The sequence below is a fragment of the Nocardioides baekrokdamisoli genome (assembly GCF_003945325.1).
In the GTDB taxonomy this organism is placed as follows: domain Bacteria; phylum Actinomycetota; class Actinomycetes; order Propionibacteriales; family Nocardioidaceae; genus Nocardioides; species Nocardioides baekrokdamisoli.
On the sequence record NZ_AP019307.1, the window covers coordinates 1,726,094 to 1,747,924 of the forward strand.

At 67.1% G+C, this 21,831-nt stretch carries 17 protein-coding genes; 7 read left to right on the forward strand and 10 right to left on the reverse strand.

Annotated features, from left to right (window positions below; translation table 11 throughout):
* The first annotated feature begins 65 nt into the window (after nt 1–65).
* Nucleotides 66–1,079 (forward strand): ParA family protein, encoded by a 1,014-nt coding sequence (locus KCTC_RS08355; protein ID WP_125568514.1) that lies wholly within the window; start codon nt 66–68, stop codon nt 1,077–1,079.
* Nucleotides 1,079–2,116 carry a ParB/RepB/Spo0J family partition protein gene (locus KCTC_RS08360; protein WP_125568516.1) on the forward strand — a complete coding sequence of 346 codons (1,038 nt, stop codon included), beginning with the start codon at nt 1,079–1,081 and terminating at the stop codon, nt 2,114–2,116. Before KCTC_RS08355 ends, KCTC_RS08360 begins: the two co-directional genes overlap by 1 nt.
* A gap of 121 nt (nt 2,117–2,237) precedes the next feature.
* Here the strand turns inward: KCTC_RS08360 and KCTC_RS08365 are convergent, their stop codons facing one another.
* The 6 genes from KCTC_RS08365 to KCTC_RS08390 all read right to left on the reverse strand — a co-directional run bounded on the left by KCTC_RS08365 (nt 2,238) and on the right by KCTC_RS08390 (nt 10,222).
* The gene (locus KCTC_RS08365) at nt 2,238–3,557 is read right to left on the reverse strand and encodes an aminotransferase-like domain-containing protein (RefSeq protein ID WP_125568518.1); all 1,320 of its coding nucleotides are present in this window, start codon (nt 3,555–3,557) and stop codon (nt 2,238–2,240) included.
* Nucleotides 3,558–3,738: 181 nt separating this feature from the next.
* A complete protein-coding gene (trxA, locus tag KCTC_RS08370) occupies nt 3,739–4,068 on the reverse strand; it encodes a thioredoxin (RefSeq protein WP_125568520.1) in 330 nt (109 codons plus the stop codon).
* Between the two features lie 46 nt (nt 4,069–4,114).
* Nucleotides 4,115–5,095, reverse strand: a complete 981-nt coding sequence (gene trxB, locus KCTC_RS08375) for a thioredoxin-disulfide reductase (protein ID WP_125568522.1) — start codon at nt 5,093–5,095, stop codon at nt 4,115–4,117.
* Nucleotides 5,096–5,151: 56 nt separating this feature from the next.
* Nucleotides 5,152–6,669 carry a protein kinase family protein gene (locus tag KCTC_RS08380; protein ID WP_125568524.1) on the reverse strand — a complete coding sequence of 506 codons (1,518 nt, stop codon included), beginning with the start codon at nt 6,667–6,669 and terminating at the stop codon, nt 5,152–5,154.
* A complete protein-coding gene (gene murJ / locus KCTC_RS08385; RefSeq protein ID WP_125568526.1) occupies nt 6,666–8,276 on the reverse strand; it encodes a murein biosynthesis integral membrane protein MurJ in 1,611 nt (536 codons plus the stop codon). Before murJ ends, KCTC_RS08380 begins: the two co-directional genes overlap by 4 nt.
* Entirely contained in the window at nt 8,273–10,222 is a 1,950-nt protein-coding gene (locus KCTC_RS08390) for a hypothetical protein (protein ID WP_125568528.1), read from the reverse strand. Before KCTC_RS08390 ends, murJ begins: the two co-directional genes overlap by 4 nt.
* Before the next feature lie 92 nt (nt 10,223–10,314).
* Here KCTC_RS08390 and KCTC_RS08395 point away from each other — a divergent pair, with 92 nt between their 5' ends.
* The 3 genes from KCTC_RS08395 to KCTC_RS08405 are packed head-to-tail and all read left to right on the forward strand — an operon-like array spanning nt 10,315 to nt 14,264.
* Nucleotides 10,315–11,727 carry a CCA tRNA nucleotidyltransferase gene (locus KCTC_RS08395; protein ID WP_125570088.1) on the forward strand — a complete coding sequence of 471 codons (1,413 nt, stop codon included), beginning with the start codon at nt 10,315–10,317 and terminating at the stop codon, nt 11,725–11,727.
* Nucleotides 11,724–13,769, forward strand: coding sequence for an acyltransferase family protein (locus KCTC_RS08400; RefSeq protein ID WP_125568530.1), 2,046 nt, complete (start codon nt 11,724–11,726; stop codon nt 13,767–13,769). The genes KCTC_RS08395 and KCTC_RS08400 overlap by 4 nt, the downstream gene beginning before the upstream one ends.
* Nucleotides 13,770–13,778: 9 nt before the next feature.
* Nucleotides 13,779–14,264, forward strand: a complete 486-nt coding sequence (locus tag KCTC_RS08405) for an SRPBCC family protein (RefSeq protein WP_197715165.1) — start codon at nt 13,779–13,781, stop codon at nt 14,262–14,264.
* A gap of 62 nt (nt 14,265–14,326) precedes the next feature.
* On the opposite strand, the gene KCTC_RS08410 is transcribed toward KCTC_RS08405, so the two are convergent.
* On the reverse strand, nt 14,327–15,409 hold the full coding sequence (locus KCTC_RS08410; RefSeq protein ID WP_125568532.1) for an inositol-3-phosphate synthase: 1,083 nt from the start codon (nt 15,407–15,409) through the stop codon (nt 14,327–14,329).
* A gap of 64 nt (nt 15,410–15,473) precedes the next feature.
* On the reverse strand, nt 15,474–16,040 hold the full coding sequence (locus tag KCTC_RS08415; RefSeq protein WP_125568534.1) for a PadR family transcriptional regulator: 567 nt from the start codon (nt 16,038–16,040) through the stop codon (nt 15,474–15,476).
* A gap of 133 nt (nt 16,041–16,173) precedes the next feature.
* On the opposite strand from KCTC_RS08415, the gene KCTC_RS08420 reads away from it, so the two are divergent.
* Both KCTC_RS08420 and KCTC_RS08425 read left to right on the forward strand, forming a co-directional pair.
* Nucleotides 16,174–18,504 (forward strand): transglycosylase domain-containing protein, encoded by a 2,331-nt coding sequence (locus tag KCTC_RS08420; RefSeq protein ID WP_164512539.1) that lies wholly within the window; start codon nt 16,174–16,176, stop codon nt 18,502–18,504.
* A 35-nt stretch (nt 18,505–18,539) separates the two neighbouring features.
* Complete coding sequence (locus KCTC_RS08425; RefSeq protein ID WP_125568539.1) at nt 18,540–19,742, forward strand: glycosyltransferase 87 family protein; 1,203 nt, start codon at nt 18,540–18,542, stop codon at nt 19,740–19,742.
* Here KCTC_RS08425 and KCTC_RS08430 read toward each other — a convergent pair.
* Entirely contained in the window at nt 19,703–20,704 is a 1,002-nt protein-coding gene (locus KCTC_RS08430) for an alanine racemase (protein ID WP_125568541.1), read from the reverse strand. The two genes, KCTC_RS08425 and KCTC_RS08430, sit on opposite strands and share 40 nt — an antisense overlap.
* A complete protein-coding gene (locus tag KCTC_RS08435) occupies nt 20,701–21,831 on the reverse strand; it encodes a lipid II:glycine glycyltransferase FemX (RefSeq protein ID WP_164512626.1) in 1,131 nt (376 codons plus the stop codon). The genes KCTC_RS08430 and KCTC_RS08435 overlap by 4 nt, the downstream gene beginning before the upstream one ends.

Sequence of the window (21,831 nt, forward strand, 5' to 3'; positions counted from 1 at the left end):
CGCTTCGCCACCCGGCTCACGCGTGACATCCACAGATCAACGCAACTTATCCACAAGGTAGGCCGATGGACGACAGCACCAGCGAGACCCCGCAAACCGACGTTTCACGTGAAACCAGCGGCCTCGGCGGCCTTACCGCCGGCCTCGGTGCCACGCGGACGGCAGCCGATATCGCCGCGAACTCGACGCTTCTGGACGACACGGAGACTCCTCTCGCCCGCGCTGCCGAACATTCCGTGCTGGCGCGCCAGTCCGTCTTGAACCGACCGGCCATCCCACGCCCGGCCACGCCACGCATCTTTGTGGTGGCGAACCAGAAGGGTGGTGTCGGCAAGACCACCTCGACGGTCAATCTCGCGGCGGGGCTGGCACAGCTGGGTCAGCGCGTACTGGTCATCGACCTTGACCCACAGGGCAATGCGTCAACAGCTCTCGGTGTCCCGCACCCTGTCGGGACGCCTGGCACATACGAAGTGGTCGTCGATGGCGCGGCCATCGACGACGTGGCCGTTCCGTGCCCCGACGTGGATGGCATTGATGTGGTGCCGGCGACGATCGATCTGGCAGGTGCCGAAATCGAGCTGGTACCGGCAGTTGCACGTGAATTCCGGCTCAAGAACGCCCTCACAGCCTCCAAGCGCACGTCGCCGGACAACGAAGACCGCTGGGACTTCGTCTTCGTTGACTGCCCACCGTCGCTCGGTCTGTTGACGATCAACGCTCTGACGGCGGGCAGTGAGGTCCTGATCCCCATTCAGGCCGAGTACTACGCCCTGGAGGGCCTCGCACAGCTCCTGAACACGGTCGAACTGGCGCGGAAGGCCCTCAACCCGGTGATCAGGGTCTCCGCGATGCTGATCACCATGTACGACGCGCGTACGCGCCTGGCGGCTGGAGTCGCCGATCAGGTGAGGGACAGCTTCGGTGACATCGTCCTCAACACGTACATTCCGCGCTCAGTCCGCGTCTCCGAGGCTCCGTCGTACGGGGAGAGCGTCATGACGTATGACCCGGGATCACCAGGTGCACTGTCGTATCTTGAGGCTGCACGTGAACTCGCTCTGAAGGGAACCAGCTGATGTCCCAGCCGCCGCGCCGTGGTCTTGGTCGAGGCCTTGGCTCCCTGATCCCCAGCGCTCCTATCGAAACCACTTCCCCGGCCTCGGCGTTCGCAGAGGGCGTACCAGCGACGTCGGGGGCGCCCGCTCCGGCGCCTTTTGAGCGCACTTCCCAAGGATTCGGGGGCCCGGCCACACAGCCGCCTACGGCTCAGCGCGACCTGTTGCCGGTCGACGGCGCCTACTTCGCTGAACTCCCAGTGGAGAAGATCCACCCGAACCACGCCCAGCCTCGTACGGTCTTCGATGAGACCGACATGGCGGAGTTGGTCCACTCGGTGCGTGAGATCGGCGTCCTGCAGCCCATCGTGGTCCGTCCCGACGGTGACGGCTTCGAGTTGGTCATGGGTGAGCGCCGCTGGCGTGCGACCCAGGCTGCCGGCCTCGCCACGATTCCGGCGATCGTCCGTCAGACCGACGACGTCGACATGCTTCGGGACGCCCTTCTGGAGAACCTGCATCGCTCGCAGCTGAACCCACTCGAAGAGGCGGCGGCATACCAACAGCTCCTCGATGACTTCGGTTGCACGCACGAGGAGCTGGCGGAGCGGATCGGTCGCTCACGTCCGACCATCAGCAACACCTTGCGGCTCCTGAAGCTCTCGCCGGGCGTCCAGCGCCGTGTCGCCGCCGGCGTTCTCTCAGCTGGCCACGCGAGAGCACTCGTCGCCGTCCAGGACGCCGAGGTGCAGGACCGCTTGGCCTCCCGCGTTGTCGCTGAGGGCATCAGCGTCCGCGGCCTCGAGGAGCTCGTCTCGCTGGGTGACGACGGCGGCCCGAAGCTGCGGGCGACTCCGGGTCCGAAGGTGAACGCGCCTGGTCTCGGTGACCTGAGCGACCGCCTCGCCGACCGCCTGGACACACGAGTGAAGGTCGAACTGGGGCGTACCAAAGGCAAGGTGACCATCGAGTTCGCGACCTTCGGTGACCTCCAGCGCATCGTGAATCTCATCGACCCGCGCCCGGTTCAGGCCACGCCGCAACCCTATGGCGATTGATCAATAAGTCGATAAAACGATAAAACGCTAAATAGATACTGTTGACGAAACCGCAGGTCAGCGGCCACAAGCAGAAGGACCCGCTCCCCGTTGGGGGCGGGTCCAGTGCGTTGGAGAGCGGCTATCGCAGGTCGGTAGGGGGAGCTTCGTCGCCGCGGATGGGTAGCCCGGGGATGCCCTCGGCGGTGCCGAACGTCTGCAGCATGTCGAGCTGCCGCTCCACGACACCGGCAAGCCGACGTACGCCCTCGCGAATCTTGTCCGGCGGCGGGTAGCAGTACGACAGCCGCATCGCACCCGACCCGAAGCCATCGGTGAAGAACGCCGTGCCCGGCACGTACGCAACGCGCTCCTTGACGGCGTTCGGGAGCATGGTCTTGGTGTTGACGCCCAGCGGCATCGTCATCCAGACGTAGAAGCCACCGTCCGGGACGTTCCACGAACACCCGGCGGGCATCAGGTCGGTGAGGGCGCCGACCATCGCGTCACGGCGTTCGCGGTACATCTCGCGGAACTGCTTGATCTGGCCCTGCCAGTCAGCCTTGTCGAGGTAGGTGGAGATCGCCATCTGCGAGAACTGCGGCGGACACAGCGTCGCCGACTCCTGTGCCAGGACGAGCTTCTCGCGTACGGACGCCGGCGCCAACGCCCAGCCGACCCGAAAACCGGGGGCGAACGTCTTGGAGAAGGACCCCAGGTAGATGATCCCCTCGGACTCCTCGGCCCGCATGGCCCGCATCGGGTCGCGGTCGAAACCCAGGAGGCCGTACGGATTGTCCTCGAGGACCAGTACGCCCTCAGTGCGACAGATCTCGAGGATCTCCAGCCGGCGCTGCGCAGACAGCGTCACACCGGCGGGGTTGTGGAAGTTCGGGATCGTGTAGAGGAACTTGATCTTCTTGCCAGCGGCCTTCGTGGCAGCGATCGCCTGACGCACGGCTTCCGGGATGAGACCGTCGGCGTCCATCTCTGCGTGCACGATCTCGCACTGGTAGGACTTGAAGACGCCGAGGGCGCCGACATACGACGGCGCCTCACAGATGATCACGTCGCCCGGGTCGCAGAACACACGCGTCACGAGGTCGACCGCCTGCTGGGAGCCCACGGTGACCACGACGTCGTCCGCGTGGGCCTCGATGCCCTCCAGACGCATGATGTCGGTGATCTTCTCGCGCAGCTCGGGGAGTCCCTGGCCGGAGCCGTACTGCATCGCCACCGGGCCGTTGGTCAGCACGAGCTCACGGAGCGCCTCACCGACCACGTCCAGTGGCAGGCCAGAGATGTTGGGCATGCCGCCCGCGAGGGATACCACCTCGGGGCGTGAAGCCACCGCGAATAGTGCCCGGATCTCCGAGGCCGTCATTCCGGCCGTACGCGCTGCGTAGCGATCGACGTAGGGGTCTAGTCGATGGGCGGGCCGGGAGACAGGAAGATCGCTCATGGGAGCAACCATGGTCGCATACCGACGGCATGCCTGCCGAGATTAGATCGCCGTTGAAACGGTCACACAACGACAGAACCCCGCCACCCGAAGGTGACGGGGTTCCACGTGGAACAGGCTCAGCCGATACTGCACCCTTGGTACATCGGGTCAGCCGATACTGAACTCTTGGTACATCGGCTCAGCCGATGTACGGAGCGAGCTCCGCGAGCAGCGCGGCCTTCGGCTTGGCGCCGACGATCGTCTTCACGACCTGGCCGCCCTGGTAGACGTTGAGCGTCGGGATGCCGGTCACCCGGTAGGAAGCCGGGGTCACCGGGTTCTCGTCGACGTTCATCTTGAGGAACGTGATCTTGTCGCCGTGCTGCGACGCGATCTCGTCGAGAATCGGGGAGACCTGGCGGCACGGGCCACACCACTCGGCCCAGAAGTCGACCAGGACCGGCTTGTCGGACTGCAGCACGTTCGCGGTGAACTCGGCGTCGGTAACGGCGGAAATGTTGTCAGCCACGGTGGGCCCCTTCTTTCAAGTTGGACGGAACGTCTGCGGGTAGAACCTACGCGGTCGCGGGGACATTCCCGGCAGACGCACGATTCTGGGAAGCGTGGTGCTCCCGGACTGCCAGCCAGCGCTCAGCGTCGAGCGCAGCGGCGCAGCCTGACCCGGCAGCGGTGACCGCCTGGCGGTAGGTGTGGTCGACCAGATCGCCGGCCGCGAAGACGCCCTCGAGGTTCGTCGCAGTCGAACCCGGCTGCGTGAGGACGTACCCCTCGTCGTCGAGGTCGACCTGGCCCCCGATGAGTTCGGACCGCGGCTCGTGGCCGATCGCGATGAAGAGGCCGGTGGCGTCGAGCTCACGCTTCTCGCCGGTGACGGTGTCGACCAGCGTGACCGAGTCCAGGCCGTTCTCGCCGTTGAGCGAATCCACGGCCGAGTTCCAGACGATCTCGATCTTCTCGTCCGCGATCGCGCGATCCTGCATGATCTTGGATCCACGCAGCTCGTCGCGACGGACCAGCAGGGACACCTTCGAGCCGAACCGCGACAGGAACGTCGCCTCCTCCAAGGCCGAATCGCCGCCGCCGACGACGGCGATGTGCTGGTTGCGGAAGAAGAAGCCGTCGCAGGTCGCGCACCAGGACACGCCACGGCCGGACAGCCGGTCCTCGTCGGGCAGACCGAGCTTCTTGTAGCCCGAACCCATCGCCAGGATGACGGCCGTGGCCTCGTAGGTCGCCTCGGCGGTCTTCACGATCTTGATGTCGCCGGTCAGGTCGACCTCGATGACGTCGTCAGCGATCAGTTCGGCACCGAACCGCTCCGCCTGGGCGCGCATGTTCTCCATCAGCTCAGGACCCATGATCCCGTCGCGGAAGCCGGGGAAGTTCTCGACCTCGGTGGTGTTCATCAAGGCACCGCCAGCCGTCACCGAGCCTTCGAAGACGAGGGGGTTCAACGCAGCCCGGGCGGCGTACACCGCGGCGGTGTAGCCGGACGGGCCGGAGCCGATGATGATGACGTTGCGGGGCTCGCTCACGCTGGATCCTTCGAGACGGTTGTACGCGGTGGAACGGTGCTTTGTAGCAACGGAGTCTAAGGCGCGGGTGTTCCCGTCACGTCCACCTCGGCGATCGCTCCACGGTATGAACCACCCACCTTCGGCAGGGCGGTGAACCAGACGACGACGTACCGACCCTTGGTCCCGGCCGGGAGCGTGATCGTCGGGTGCGTGCCCCACGGACCGGACGCTGCCGGCGCCACACCTGCCATCGTGATCGGGTTGCCGGTCCCGACGGTGCTCGCTGCCAGTGCGGGTTGGTCCGGAAGCACGTAGATGGAACCGGCGCTGCCGTCGCCGACCAGGGTCAGCTCGACCGAGGTGACGTTCGACGACTGGTGCAGGTCGAGGACCAGCCCGACACCGAGCTTGTCGCCCTTGGGTCCGAGCTGCTGCAGATAGGTCATGGTCGTCCAGGAGGTGGACGGATAGCCGTCGACGGCGTACTTCACCTGGTCGGGGTTCTCCTGCAGATTCCCGAGCGGATCGAAGTCGGTGGCACCGAAGGACATCTGCGGACCAGGGCCGGCGGCGCCAGAGCCGCTCTTGTCATGCCCGAGTTGGAAGGCGAAGAACACGCCCACCACGAGGAAGAGCACCATCGCGGCCGCAAGGGCGATCTGCATCCAACGGCTGCCGGGCAACGAGCTCGGTGCGTCCGGGGCGGGAGCGATCGCGGACGGCATGGGGTCGTCCCGGCGTACGATCCGCGGCTCTGGGGCGGTCGCGGCGGGTGGTGCCGCGTGCCGACCGGTGTCCCTGATCGGCGTCAGGTCGAGCGCGGTGTCCGTGGTCACGTCGCCCGCGTGAGCCTCGACGTGTACGCCGAGCCACGTGGCCAGCGTCGCCTGCAGATCCGACAGCGATCCGCCGGGCTTCGCGACCCGCGCGACCGCCTCGTCGAGGACTGGGGGTACGCCGGCGCGTACCTGGCGTACGCGAAGGAACCGTCCGTCCGGCCCCCGCGGAGCCGTCGGCAGACTCGACTCGGATCGCCCGGCCCACTTGCCGGTCAGGGCCGCGTACAGCAGGCCGACGACGTCGGCGGTGTCCTGGGCGACCGTGGAGCGGGGCAGGCCCAGGAGGGCAGCCTCGATGGCAGTGCCGATGATGCGTACTTCGCCGGCCTCGTCGACGAGGACGTTCTCAGGCGCGAGCCGACCGTGGGTGACCCCGGCCGAGTGCGCGTGACTGATCGCTCGGGAGATGTGTTCGGCCATCCTGGCGGCACGTTCATGGTCGAGAGGACCGTGCGCGACTGCGTGGTTGAGGGTGAGGCCCGCGCCCCACTCGCTGACCACGTAGAGCGTGCCGGCCTCGACGTCGAAATCCAGGACGCGCAGCAGACGTGGGTCGTTGGCCAGGGCGGCCGCCCGCGCGGCGTTGCGCATCTTCTCCGCGCGGACATCGGTCTCGGGCACTTCGTGGATCGAGATCGATCGGCCGAGCACCTTGTCGTGGGCGAGCCACGCGGCACCGGCCCCGGCGTCGACCAGCAACTCCGCCAACTGATAGCGCCGACCGAGGACATCTCCTGCGTGATGAACGGTCATCGGAGCCCTGGTAGACGTCGCGTCACGGAATCCACGATGCTCGTGATCTCGGCGAGACGGAAGAGATGAGCCGACACGATCAGCGCGACGGCGCCCGCACCGCCGGCAACGACGAGGGTCACGAGCGATCCGCCGATGGTGTGACCCAGCCCGACGCCGAGTTCGACCACGTACGCCGCGCCCGCGGCCAGTGCCGACACGAGCGTGATGCGTACGCAGAAACGAATCGGTTCGGCCCACGACCAGCCGCCGAGCCTGCGGGCGAGGTAGGTGACAGAGAGCGTCGTGCCGACGAGGTACGAGAGTGAGTACGCCAGTGCCAGCGCGCCGGCGGTGTCCTTGCTGGGGATGCCGTTCACCAGCCAGAGTGCGGCGCCGATGTTGACCGAGGCGATCGCGATCTGGATGAGCAGCGCCTGCCGGTTGAGTTCGTACGCGTAGAAGGCGCGGAGCACCAGGTACTGGATCGTCCAGAGCAGCAGGCCCGGGGCGAACCAGGCCAGCGCCGGCGCGTACATGTCGATCGTGGCGACGTCGCGGGAGGCGCCGTAACCGAACAGCAGGCGCGCCACCGGGACGGCGAGGAGCGGCAGGAGGGCGGCGATGGGCACGATCAGAGCCATCGCATTGCGCATCGTCCGGCCGAGCTGCTGCTTCACCGCGGCTGTGTCGTTGTCGGCCGCGAACCGCGACAGCATCGGCAGGATGGCGGTGGCGAGCGACACAGTGATGATCGAGTGCGGGACCTGCACGACCAGCCACGCGTTTGAGTAGACGGTGTAACCGGCGCCGCCGCCGACTGATCCATCGCTCGCCAGCGCGGTGATCACCAGGAATGCCACCTGGTTGACGATCACGAAAAGGATCGTCCAGGCACCCAACTTCGCCGTCTGGGACAGGCCGACACCGCGGAAGTCCCACCGGGGCGAATAGCGGAACCCGGCGGCGCGGAGGGCGGGAAGCAGGACCACGAACTGGGCCACGATCCCCAGCGTCGAACCCAGACCGAGCAGAGTCTCCTCACCGGAGCTGTAACCACCCGTGCTGGAGGTCCCGAAGGCGACCAGGTACGCGATCAGCACCCCGATCGCGATGATGTTGTTCGCGATCGGCGCCCACATCATCGGCCCGAAACTGCCGCGAGAGTTCAGGATCTGGCCGACGAGCACGTACATCCCGTAGAAGAAGATCTGTGGCAGGCACCAGCGCGCGAAGGCAATCGTCGAGTGCAGTTGGGCGGCGTGGTCCGGGGCGTACCAGGATCCGTGCAACCAGAGGTGGAGCAGCAGCGGGGCGGCGATCACCAGGAGCGCGGTGACCACGGCAAGGAACGCCCCGGCCAGCGTGATGATCCGGTCGGCGTACGCCTGGCCGCCGTCGGCGTCGTTCTTCATCGACCGCACGAGTTGCGGGACCAGTACGGCGTTGAACACCCCGCCCGCCAACAGGATGTAGAGCATGTTGGGAATCGTGTTCGCGAGATTGAACACGTCGGCGTGCAACGTGGAGCCGATCGCCGCGGCCAGCAGGGCGGTGCGTACGAACCCGCTCGCGCGGGAGAAGATCGTGCCGACCGCCATCACGGCGCTGCTGCGCGCGACGCTCATGCGCGGCTCCTGATCCGGCGGACCAGTCTCATCGAGATCGCGATGCCGAGCAGGGCCAGCCCGCCGGCGATGAAGGCCCAGATCAGTCCGCTCACCTGCACGGATCGAACGGCGACGTCCACCGTGACGCCGATCGGATGTCCTGCGGAGTCAGTCACCGAGAAGTGCACTCGGTGATTGCCATGGGCGTTGATGGACACGTTCGCGAGCGGCGCTGCGGCCCCGTGAGCCGGCAGCGGGACGTTGCCGAAATGGCCGATCGAGGTGTCCTGGTCCGTCCAGGCCTTGAGGCTGACCGTGATGGGCACCGCGAGCTTGTTCTCCAGGGCGAGCGAGAAGCGACCACTCGACCCGGACAGGGTGACACCGCGGGGCGCCGTGACGGTGATGTTGTTGGAGATCAGGTCGGCGAGCTGAACGCTGACGCTCTGCGCGGACGGGCCGTGCACCATCGCCCGCGACATCGCGGGGAGCACCGTACGGCTCACCGGTCCGTTGACGTCCAGGCCGGTGAGGTTGTGCAGCGTCGCTGCTGTTCGGATGGCAGCGACGTACGCGGCCACACTGAGGTGGACGAGCGGTGACTCGGCGGCGGCCTTTGGCTGGTCGGGGAAGGTGCCCATGGTCAGGCCGTTGAGCGCCTGCGGCAGCGTGTCGAGCGACACCCACGGGGCTGCCAGGCTGGCTGCGAAGCCCGCTGGGTCCGCCGGAGAGAACGTCGACGGGATGACCACGACGACCGGGGCGGTGGTGCCGAGGTGCAGCGCGGCCTCGGCGAGGATCTGCTGGCGCAGTGGCACCGGCGCGTACGCCTCCCCGGGCTTCGGGGCGCCGAGCGAGGCGAGGGCTGTGCCGACGACGCGTACGCCGTTGGCGCTCGATTGTGAGCCGGCAACCCGCGCGTCCACGAATGCCGTACTGCCCTCTGGTCCCAGGACTGCCGCTCCGGATGCGGTGAGGTCGGCGGAACGCCGGGCGGGTGCGGCATGGACACCGATCGCCGTGAACGGCGCCATCGCGATGCTCTCGGCCGAGGCCGCGATGTCCGGGCGGTCCGCGGTGGCGGTGATGTCGACGTCGCCGTACGGAAGGCCCCACACCTGATGGGTCCGGGCGACGTACTTGAACGACGCCAGCCAGGACTGGGCGGCGGCCTTGGTGTCGGCCAGGGCACCGGCGTCGCCGAGCCAACCGGGGTTACCGTCAGCCAACCGGCTCGCAGCATCCACGACCGCGGGATCGACGAGCAGATCTGCACCCGGAGTGCTGTTCACGACCTTCAGGAGTCGGGCCAGATGACCGCTGAACTCGCTGACCCACGTCGGAGCACCGGGTGCGTACGAGGTCGTCTCGAGCAGGTGACCGGTGGCGTCGTACTCGATGGGCTCGGTGATCTCGACGATCAGATGAACTCGCGCCTTCTGGGTGGTCGGTCCAACCACCGGGAGGAACGTACGCGCGCGGCCATCGGCGGTCTGGCTGACACCCGCGCTGCTCGTGCCGAGGGCATGGACGCCGAACCAGTAGACGCCGCCATGGACGTGTGGCAGCACCGAACTCGGCACGGTCAGGGACCAGGTGGTCGTCTGGCCGGGGTCGAGCTGCTTGATGGTGGTGAAGACACTGAGGATCCGCTTGCCGACGGGCGCATCCTCGGGCATCTGCATCGCAGCGGCGAGCGCGTCCGTGGTCTGAATGGGAGTCGGCGCCAGGAACGGAAGGACCTGGATCTGCGTCCACGTCTGGTCGTCCGCGTTCGTGATGTGGCCGCTCAGACGGATGTCCCCGCTGGAGGTGCTCGGGGTCATCGCATCGATGGTGATCGTCAGCGGGTCCGTCGTCCCCGCGGCGTGCGCACGACCGCTCACGGTTGGAAGGAGCGCGCAGATCAGCGCGATGAGAGCCACGAGACCCGCCCGGATGCGGACGGTACTGGCCCCAGACATGCTGGCGAGGATATCGGGCCGTTGGCCCTGCGCTTCTAGACTCGGTGGCTGTGTCCGGACCTGTGCAGCCAATCTCGTGGTCCGTGGTCGACATGCAACGGGCCGTGGAGGCCCAGCTCGACCTCCTGGCACCAGTCCTCGAGCCGCTCGGAGAGGCCTTCGCCGCCGAAGGACACGAACTCGCCCTCGTCGGCGGACCGGTCCGTGACGCGCTCCTCGGTCGTCCGGTGACCGACCTCGACCTGACCACCTCAGCGCGCCCGGAGCAGACCGAGGCCATCCTCAAGCGCGAGCGCGGACCGATCTGGGACATGGGCCGTGCCTTCGGCACGATCGGTACCCGCCGCGGCGAGTGGACGATCGAGATCACCACCTATCGCTCGGAGATCTACGACCCGTCCTCCCGCAAGCCGGAGGTCGACTTCGGCGACTCGCTGCCCGGAGACCTCGGCCGCCGAGACTTCACGATCAACGCGATGGCGGTGTCACTGCCGTCCCGCGAGATCGTCGATCCGTACGGTGGCGTCGTCGATCTGGCCCAGCGCGTGATTCGTACGCCGGGCGCACCTGAGTCGTCGTTCTCCGACGATCCGCTGCGGATGATGCGCGCAGCCCGGTTTGCCGCGCAGCTCGGCTTCACCGTCGCCCCCGAGGTGATCGCCGCGATGACCGCGATGGCCGCCCGCATCGAGATCATCTCCGCGGAGCGCGTACGCGATGAACTGGTCAAGCTGATCCTGGCTCCGTACCCGCGCCTCGGCCTGACGTTGCTGGTCGAGACCGGGCTGGCTGACCATGTCCTGCCCGAACTGCCTGCGCTGAAACTCGAATCCGACGAGCACCACCGGCACAAGGACGTCTACGAGCATTCGTTGACCGTGCTGGAACAGGCGATTGCCCAGGAGTCGCGCCTGGGTGGCCCCGACTTCGTGTCCCGCTTCGCCGCGCTCATGCACGACGTCGGCAAGCCGCGTACGCGCCGCTTCGTCGACGGCGGTGTCGTGACGTTCCACAACCACGACGTGGTCGGCGCCAAGCTCACCCGCAAGCGGATGCAGGCACTGAAGTTCTCCAACGATGAGATCGCGGCGGTGTCGCGGCTGGTCGAGCTGCACCTGCGGTTCCACGGGTACGGCGAAGGCCAGTGGACCGATTCAGCGGTCCGGCGGTACGTACGCGACGCCGACGACCTGCTCGAGCGGCTGCACATCCTGACCCGTGCCGACTGCACGACCCGCAACGCCCGCAAGGCGGCACGGCTCGCGGCCACGTACGACGAGCTCGAGTCCAGGATCGCGCGGCTGTCCGAGGAGGAGTCGTTGGCGTCGCTGCGGCCCGACCTCGACGGCAACCAGATCATGGAGATCCTCGGACTGGCACCCGGTCGCGAGGTCGGCGAGGCGTACGCCTTCCTGATGGAGCGCCGCCTGGATCACGGTCCGTCGACGCCCGAGGAGGCCGAGGCCGCGCTGCGTACCTGGTGGGCGGAGCGCCAGGCCCGGTGAGCACGTCCACCGGCTTGCGCGGGGAGATCCAGGCGCTGCGAGCACTCGCGGCGTCGATGGTCGTCCTGTTCCACGTGTGGCCGGCCCTCGTGCCGGGTGGGTACGCCGGGGTCGACGTCTTCTTCGTCATCTCCGGCTACCTGATCACGGCGCACCTGTTGACCGAGCGCGAGCGGCACGGCCGGATCCACTTCGGTGCGTTCTGGGCCCGGCGGGCGCGGCGCCTCCTGCCGGCGGCGTACACGGTGATCGTGGTGTCGGCGATCGGCGTGCTGCTGTGGATCCCGCTCGGTGAGCGGGTGGTGAACTTCCGCGAGCTCGTGGCCTCCTCGGCGTACTTCGAGAACTGGCGGCTGGCCCACGACGCGGTCGACTACCTCGCTCAGGCCAACGCACCGTCGGTGATCCAGCACTACTGGACGCTCTCGGTGGAGGAGCAGTTCTACCTGGTGTGGCCGCTGCTGATCGCGGGTGCGCTGATGTTGCGCCGTTGGCTGCGCTGGGGTGTCCCGGCCGTGGTCGGGACCGTCACGGTGGCGAGCTTCGCGTACTCGCTGTGGATGACCGCGACGCATCCCGCGACGGCGTACTTCGTCACGCCGGTCCGGGTGTGGGAGTTCGGCGTCGGCGCGCTCGTGGTCATGGGCGATCGTCGCCTGTGGCCGTCGCTGCCGCCCTGGCTGGCGGACCTGCTCGTCTGGGGCGGGATCATCCTCGTCGGACTGACGTCCTTCGAACTGTCTGGGTCGACGGCGTTCCCCGGGTGGGCCGCCTTGATGCCGACCCTGGGCGCGGCCGCCGTGATCGCAGGCGGTACGCGGCCCGGCCGACTGTCGCCGCAGCGACTGCTCGGACTGTGGCCGATCCAGGAGCTCGGGGCGATCTCGTACGCGGTCTATCTGTGGCACTGGCCGCTGCTGATCCTTGCTCCGCACGCGCTCGGCCATCGGCTCACCGAACTCGACCGCTGGGTCATCGTCGTGCTGACGCTTGTGTTCGCCGAATTGTCCACGCGGACCATCGAGCAGTGGTTCCGCACGACCCCGCGGATCGCCGGGGCGAAGCCGGTGTGGGCGCTGAGCGGCGCTGCGATCGCCGCTGCGGTGACGGTCGGCCTGTTGGCCTCGGCGCAGTCGAACGCCTCGTCGCAGATCTCGGCGAACGAGGCCCGCGTCGCCGCGATGATCGCGCATCCGCCGCCGTGCTTCGGTGCCGCAGCGATGGACCCGACGCAGTCGTGCCCTGTCGGCCCCATCGGCCAACTGGTCCCCACCCCCGCGACGGCGAACGCTGATTTCCCGTCGATGCCGAACTGCTTCAACGACTACACGACCTCGACCCTGCTCTCCTGCACCTACGGACCCGTCGGTGACCCACGCGTCCCGGTGGTCGCGCTCATCGGCGACTCGCACGCGCTCTCGTACCTGCCGCCGCTGATCCGCCTCGCACAGGAGCACAAGCTTGTCGTGATGGCTCAGTTGAAGGCGCACTGTCCGTGGGTCGACACCGCGTACGCGGCGGCGATCTCGGCGTCGTGCGGCCAGTTCCAGCAGAAGGTCGACGGCTGGTTGCGGACGAACGCTCACCGCATCGACGTGGTGCTGACGCTCGGCCGGTACGACACCATGCCCGGTGACCTCGCCGCGCGGGTCAAGGCGGTGGCGGCGGCCTGGCGTACGGCCAATGCCGATGGCATCCCGGTCGCCGGAATCGTCGACCAGCCGTACCGCGCCGACGCGCCCACGCCCTGTCTGGCGCTGCTCGACCGGGTGGAGGCGACGAGTTGTTCGGTGCCGCGCGGCGGCCCGATCGGTGCGCTGCGCGCGGGCGACCCGACGCGGGGTGCGGTGGCAGCAGTACGGCGCGCGGTCGCGATCGATCTCACCGACTTCTTCTGCGGGCCGACGATCTGCCCGGCGGTGATCGGTGGGGTCACTGTCTATCGCGACCCGAGCCACATGACGTCGACGTTCGCGGCAACGCTGGGCCCGTACGTCTGGCGCGACCTGGTTGCCACCGGCTGGCTCACAGCGGCGCACTAGGGTCGACGCGTGACTGAAGCTTCTGCCTCTGCCCGTGGCACCGAACTCTGCGCGATCATCGACGTCGCTGCGGCTCCTGAGGACGTCTGGCGGTTCGTGACCGACGTCGCCGCCTTGTCGCGGCGCTCACCGCAGGTACTGCGCACCAAGGTCGTTCCCGTGCCCGTACGCCTCGGCAGCTGGATGTTCAACGTCAACCGCTCCGGCTGGCGGGTCTGGCCGACGTCGGCCCGCGTCGTGCGCTACTCCCCGTTCGAGGAGTTCGCCTTCCGGATGAACGAGAACTTCACGATCTGGTCGTTCCGCCTGGAGGCGGTCGAGGGCGGGACCCGGATCACCCATCGCCGGGAAACACCGCAGGGCATCTCCGCGCCGGTACGCGCTGCGATCCCGGTCGTGTTCGGCGGCCATGAAGCATTCACTGCGACGTTGCTGGAGGGCATGGCGCAGACACTCGAGGCCCTCAAGGCCGAGATCGAGTCCGCCGCAGTCTGACGGTCCTACAAACGAACGAAGGCCCGCCTCCCTCGCAAGGGAAGCGGGCCTTCGTGTTGAGATCACTCGCCGCGGATGAACGCCTCGAGCTGGGAGCGACCGAGGTCGTCCTCCATCTGCACCGGGGGGGACTTCATCAGGTACGCCGAGGCTGACAGGATCGGACCACCGATGCCACGGTCCTTGGCGATCTTCGCCGCCCGAACGGCGTCGATGATCACACCGGCCGAGTTCGGGGAGTCCCACACCTCGAGCTTGTATTCAAGGTTGAGCGGAACGTCACCGAACGCGCGACCCTCGAGGCGGACGTACGCCCACTTGCGGTCATCGAGCCACGCCACGTAGTCCGACGGACCGATGTGCACGTTCTTCGAGTCCACCAGGCCAGACAGCGGGCCGGTGAGGTTGGACGTCACGGCCTGGGTCTTGGAGACCTTCTTGGACTCAAGACGCTCGCGCTCGAGCATGTTCTTGAAGTCCATGTTGCCGCCGACGTTGAGCTGGTACGTACGGTCGAGCACGACACCACGGTCTTCGAAGAGCTTCGCCATCACGCGGTGCGTGATGGTGGCGCCGACCTGCGACTTGATGTCGTCGCCGACGATCGGGACGCCAGCGTCCTCGAACTTCTTGGCCCACGCGGGGTCAGAGGCGATGAAGACCGGCAGGGCGTTGACGAACGCCACGCCTGCGTCGATCGCGCACTGGGCGTAGAACTTGTCGGCCTCTTCCGAGCCCACCGGGAGGTAGGACACGAGCACGTCGACTTCGGCCGCCTTGAGGGCAGCAACCACGTCGACCGGCTCAGCAGCCGACTCCTCGATGGTCATCCGGTAGTACTTGCCGAGACCGTCGAGCGTCGGGCCGCGCTGGACCTCGACGTTCGCGAACGGGACGTCCGCGATCTTGATCGTGTTGTTCTCAGAAGCGTTGATCGCCTCCGAGAGGTCCTTGCCGACCTTCTTGTCGTCGACGTCGAACGCCGCGACGAAGGTCACGTCGGAGACGTGGTAGTCGCCGAACTTGACGTGCATCAGTCCAGGGACGGTGCCACTCGGGTCCGCGTCCTTGTAGAACTCGACACCCTGCACCAGGGACGTGGCGCAGTTGCCTACGCCGACGATTGCTACTCGTACCGAACCCATGAGGGCTCCCTTCCTCTTACTTCTCTTTGTGCTGTTCCAGACCAGGTGGGCTGGTCGGTGGCTCTTAGGTGTTCTCGACGGACGCGGGTGCGGCCGACGTACGCTCTGCATCGATCAGCGAGGACAGCCAGCGCACTTCGCGCTCAGCCGACTCCAGACCGTGGCGCTGGAGCTCCGCGGCATACTGATTGACTTCCTTCTGGGTCATCGCCAGCTGCTGCTGGACCCGATCCAGTCGCTCCTGCAACCTGCTGCGCCGACCCTCGAGCACGCGGAGACGGATCTCCATGTCCGTTCGGCCGAAGAAGGCGAAACGGATGTCGAAGTTGTCGTCCTCCCAAGCGATGGGGCCGACCTCCGACATCAACTCGGTGAAGGCCCGCTGTCCTGCTTCGGTGATCTCGTAGACGATCTTCGGGCGGCGGCTCAGGCCGGCGTCGCGAACCGTGGTCTCCTCGATCAGATCAGCGCGGAGCATCCGCTTGAGCGTGGGGTAGAGCGAGCCGTACGACAGCAGGCGACCCCACCCGAGCATCAGGTTGAGTCGCTTGCGCAACTCGTATCCGTGCATGGGTCCTTCGTGCAGCAGTCCGAGGACTGCGAGCTCGATTGACTCTGCACGACGTGCCATGCGACATATCGTACCGATATATCTGTCGTAGATAGCAAATCGATAGGACATGTGCGAGATACCTCGTGTTCACCTGCTGTCTGAGAGCCGGAATTCACGGGGCACTCAGGGCAAGTGCGTACGCTGCTCTCTCGTGAGCAACCCTGCGAAGAAGCCCGCTGCGCGCCGACCGGCCGCACCGCAGGGCGCCTGGGACAAGTTCCGCGCCATGAACAGCAAGAGGCGGTGGATCCTTGCCCTCAAGTGGTCCACCGTGATCAGCCTGAGCTTCGTCCTGTTCATCGTCGCCGCGGGCTTCGTGATGTATGAGACCACCAAGATCCCGGACCCCAACGCGGCGTACGAGTCGCAGGCATCGCTGGTCTACTACAGCGACGGCAAGACCGTGATCGGCGACTTCTCGAACCAGTACCGAATCTCGTTGACCTACAACCAGATGCCGGCCACCATCAAGGACGCGGTCGTCGCTGCCGAGGACCGTACGTTCTGGACCAACAACGGCATCGACCTGCGCGGCATCCTGCGCGCCCTGGTCAACAACGCTGGCGGCAATTCTCTGCAGGGCGCCTCCACGATCACCCAGCAGTACGTGAAGTTGGTGTACCTGAACTCGGAGCGGTCCTACACCCGCAAGGTCAAGGAAGCCATCCTGGCGTTGAAGCTCGAGCAGTCGATCTCGAAGCAGGAGATCCTCACCCGCTACCTCAACGCCGTCTACTTCGGGCGGAGCGCGTACGGCATCGAGGCGGCCTCCGAGGCGTACTTCGGCATCCACGCCGCGAAGCTCAACACTCGCCAGGCCGCGATGCTCGCCTCGATCATCAACAACCCGAACAACCTCGACCCGCGAGGGAGCAAGGCGGAGAAGACCAACCTGACCAAGAGGTACGACTACGTCCTCCAGGGCATGGTCAGCACCGGCAACTTGAAGGAGGCCGTGGCGCAGCACTACATCGCGCTGGGCCTGCCGGACAGCAAGCCACAGTCGGTGAACCGCAACACCCTCGGTGACCAGAAGGGTCACATCCTCCAGTTGGTCAAGAACCAGCTGCTCAGCCTCGGATTCTCCTCGGAGCAGATCGATCGCGGCGGTCTGCGGATCACCACGACCCTGCAGAAGAAGGGGATGGACGCGGCCGAATGCGGCGTCATCGGCCGTCCCGGCCCGAACGAGACTCGCGCAGATCCGTGCCAGGAATTCGGCGCAGCTGTGCCTGCGAACTACAGCGGGGAGCGTCCCAGCTCGTGCTACTACGGCACAGGCGACGCCTGCCTGTCGGACAAGAACCTGCACATCGGTGTCGCGATGGTGAAGCCCGGCACCGGTGACCTCGTCGGCTTCTACGGCGGCCAGGACTATGTCGAGTCCCAGCTCAACTGGGCTGCCACCGGTGGCATGGCGGGTTCCTCGATGAAGCCGATCACCTTGGCGACGGCCATCGAGGCCGGTTACACACTCAAGTCCACCTGGACCGGTGGCGCGACGTACGGCTTCTACGGCGCGAGCTGCCAGCCGTTCGTACCGTCGAGCTGCGTACAGAATGAAGCCGACGCTGCCGGTCAGCCGACCGGATATGGCCACCCGCTGACGTCCGTCGAGGCGTTGGAGAACTCGGTCAACACTGCGTTCTCGGACATGACTATGTCGATCCCCAACGGTCCGAAGGCGATCTACAACAACGCATTGGCCATGGGCCTGACGCCGAACACGGCCGACCCGAAGCACCCCGTCGGCATCCCGACCAGCACCACCGACCTGCTGCCGGACGACGTACGCATCACGCTCGGCAAGGCGCACGTGAGCCCGATCAACATGGCCAACACGTACGCGACCATTGCCGACGGCGGCCAGCGCGCGGACGTGCACGTGGTCCAGACGGTGACCGACGCCAACGGTGCTGTGAAGTATCAGTTCAAGCAGCACACCACGCAGGCCATTCCTCAGGACGTGTCTGACGACGTCTCGTACGCGATGCAGCAGGTGGTCCTGAACGGAACCGGTAAGAATGCGATGGCGTTGGGCCGCCCGGCAGCCGGCAAGACCGGTACGGCGACCAACGGCAACAACGACGTGTCGTCGGCCTGGTTCAGTGGATTCACGCCGCAGATGGCCACATCGGTGATGTACGTACGCGGCAACGGCACCGAGAAGATCGACCGGTGGATGCCGTCGTACTTCGGCGCCGACTACCCGACCCGGACGTGGACCGAGGTGATGAAGCTCTACCTGACCGGGGAGCCGACGGAGCAGTTCCCGCCGCCGGCCAATGTGAGCGGTACGGCTCCGCAGTCCGGCCACACGTACACGCCGCCTCCGCCGCCTCCGCCGGCCCCGAAGCCGACGAAGACGCCGACCAGCAAGCCGACCAAGACGAAGACGCCGAAGCCGAACCCCGGTGGCGGCAACAGCAGCGGCACGCCTTCCAGCAGCCCGACCGGCCTCATCCTGCCTCGTAAGCCGTGATCGAACCCGCGCAGGCTGACCCTCTCGTCGCGACCATGAGTGCCGCGATCGGTGGCCCGCGCGGTCGGCACGCTCACGGCTACGTCGACTGGTTGCCTGCTGGCGCGGTCGTGCTCGTGCTGACCACGCTCACGTTCGCGGTCGGGATGCTGCAGAAGACGTCCTGTGCGACGAGGGGGTGGGACTCCGGGATCCGTTACACGCATCTGTGTGCCTCGGAGGTGCCAGGTGCGTACGCGGCCCAGGGTCTCGACCACCCGGTCCTGACGACGTACTGGGCCTCGGTCATGGCGCAGCTCACGCGCTGGATCCATGACTCGACGACCATGTTCGTCATCGTCAATGGAGTCGGGTTCGCTCTCCTGGCGGTCCTTGCCGCCTTTCTGCTGACCCGGGTCCGGCCCGATCGGCCGTGGGAGATCGCGGCCTTCGCCGTGTCGCCTGCGCTCCTGCTCACCGGCCTGGTGAGTTGGGAACTGCTCGCGGTCGCGGCCGTCGCGGCGGCGCTCTGGGCGTACTCGCGCGGCGATCTCGGCCTCACCGGCGTAGCGATCGGCCTCGGCACCGCTGCAGATGTCTATCCCGTAGCGCTGCTCGTGGCTCTGCTGATCCTGTCGATCCGACGCCGTGAGCTGGGCTCCTGGGCCATCGTCACCCTGGTCGCTGGGGCGTCGTGGTTCATCCTCAACGTGCCGGCGATGTTGAATCGGTGGGACGCCTGGAAGGGGTTCTGGTCCCAGCTGATCCATCACGGTGCCGGTGCCGGTTCGTTCTGGTTGCTGCTCCAGGACTCATCCGGGACCTCGATCGCCCCAGCCACGCTCAACATCTGCGCGGGGATCGTCCTCGGAGCGCTCCTCGTCGGCATCCTGACGCTCGGCGTACTCGCACACCGCGAGCCGACGTTCGCCGAACTCGGGCTGCTGTGCGTGCTGGCCGTCGTCCTGGTGGACAAGGTGTACGCACCTCAGTACGTGCTGTGGCTGCTCCCGCTCGCCGTCCTGGCTCGGCCGCGGTGGCGCGACCAGTTGGCCTGGCAGGGAGCCGAGGTGCTGTTCTTCTGCGCCACTGCCTGGAACCTCGCGGGGCTGATGTCCTCCGGCGACGGGCCGGCGGCGATGTATGACATCACGATCGCGATCCGCCTGTGTGCCGAGATCGGTCTTGGCGGCGCGGTCGTGTTCAGCCTGCTGAGGCCTCAGACGATGACGGTTTCGTCGAATGTCGTCGTGGTGTAGCGGATCCTGAGATCGAGGCGATCGCCGCGATCAGGGACGCGGGCGCCCATCGGCAGCCAGAGCAGCGAGGCCTGCATGTGCGGCGGCTCGGCGAATCGGAGCGGCTCGCCGTCCCAGATGAACGGTGACCGGTGCCAGCCGGTGGCTTCCAAGGTGCCCTTGATTGCGGTCTTTGCCCGGGTCTTCAGCGAGGTGTCGCCGGCGGGCGCCTCCAGCCCGATGCCGTGTGCCGTGCCGCCGCTGACGACCAGGAGTCGCCCGGGCCGAGGTGCGTGGCGTCGGCGGTAGCCGAACTCATCACCGCGGCTGACCTCGTGCACCTCGAGCACCGTCGCGCTCACCTTGAACGCGGCCAGGTCACCGAGCCACAGCTTGGTGCCGACGCGCGGCCGGATCCTGAGGTCGTCGCGCTCGAGCTCCAGCACATCGGCGCCTGACAAGTGACTCACGTACGCGGTGCCCCGGTGATGCGCGAGCAACTCCCGTGCTTCGGAGAGGTTGTCGCCGACGAGCGGAAGGTGCAGGGTGACGCCGTCCTGCAGGTGATGCTCGCTCCGGAGTTCGGCGGCCGTCATGCCGTGCCGGCGCATCGAGGTCGCCATCTCCAGGACGTACCGGATCCGCGGGTGGATGTCGCGGAGCGCCTGGGCATCGCCGGGGTGGGCGATCGTGTGGATCAGCCGCCGCGCGACCTTGGAGTCCTCGGGGATCGCCTGACCTGGTGTCCACGGTGTGAGGACGAGGACATCGCCGCTGAAGCGGTCGATGACCTCCGGGATCTCGGTGTACGTCCCGACCGCGATGGTGTCCACGCCGAGCCATTCGGCCCGGCGTGCGAGCGAGGCCAGGCCGAAGCCGTACCCATTGCCCTTCGCGACCGGGACCAGTCCAGGGTTGGTGAGCGCGACCCGGCGCAAGTGCGTACGCCAGCGGTCGCCGTCGATCTCGAGGCGGACGGTCATCGGGAACCCATGTACATCTGGAAGGCCTTGTGGATCAGCGGCCGGAGCGGCAGGTCCCACTCGCCGACGTACTGCACGGCCTGCCCGCCGGTGCCGACCTTGAACTGGATCAACCCGACGTGACTGTCCGCGGGATCCAGCGTCGGGGTGATGCCGCGCAGGTCGTACACCGCGGCGCCGTCCTCGAGCGCGGCCCGGATCATCGCCCACTGGATCGCGTTGGAGCCGCGTACGTCGCGCTTCTCGGTCGAGGAGGCGCCGTAGGAGTACCAGGTGTGGGCGCCGACCTGGACGTAGATGGTGGCCGCGACGAGGTCGCCCTCGTGGTGGGCGAGGAAGAGTTGGAAGCGCTGGTTGCTCTCGCTCTGCATGGCGTCGCGCATGACCTTGAAATACGTCACTCCCCGCGGGGTGAAGTGGTCGCGCTCGGCCGTGTGGACGTACAGGTCATGGAATGCCTGCAGGTCGTCGTCGGTGCCGCCGAGGACCCGGGTGACGACGACGCCCTCCTTGTCGGCCTTCTTGATGTTGCGGCGCCAGAGCTGGTTCATCCCGCTCAGCAGGTCCTGCTCCGTCCTGCCGGCGAGCGGGATCTCGTACGTGAATTGCGGCTGGCCGGCACCGAACCCGTCCTCGGGGCTCTGCAACTGCCAGCCCGCGGCCTTGAGTTCGGTGGTCAGCTTCGCACCGGCCTCGTTGGTGGTGCTCGGCGTGAGGTCGGTCAGACGCGCGATCGATTCGTCGGCGATGCCTTGCTTGACCTGCTCGGCGGTCCACGTCGCGACGACGACCGGAGGGCCGATGCGTACCGCGAAGGCGCCGCCCTTCTTGAGGTACGCCGCGAGGCTGGTCAGTGCGTCGGCGGTGTCACCTTCCCAGTCAAGGACGGGCCCCTCGGGGACGTACGCCAGCGTCGTCTTCTTCAACTTCGGGACGGGGCGGTGCAGGACGAGCGCGACGCCGCTGAGAACCTCGCCGGGGAAGAAGCCGAGTGATTCCGCACGCCATTCGGTCTTGACCCGCGCCCAGGCCGGCGTCTGCAGGAAGCTGACGCTGGCGTCACCGATGCGTTGATCCAGGTACGCCAGATGCTCGGCGGCGCTGATGGGTCGAACGATCACGGCCAG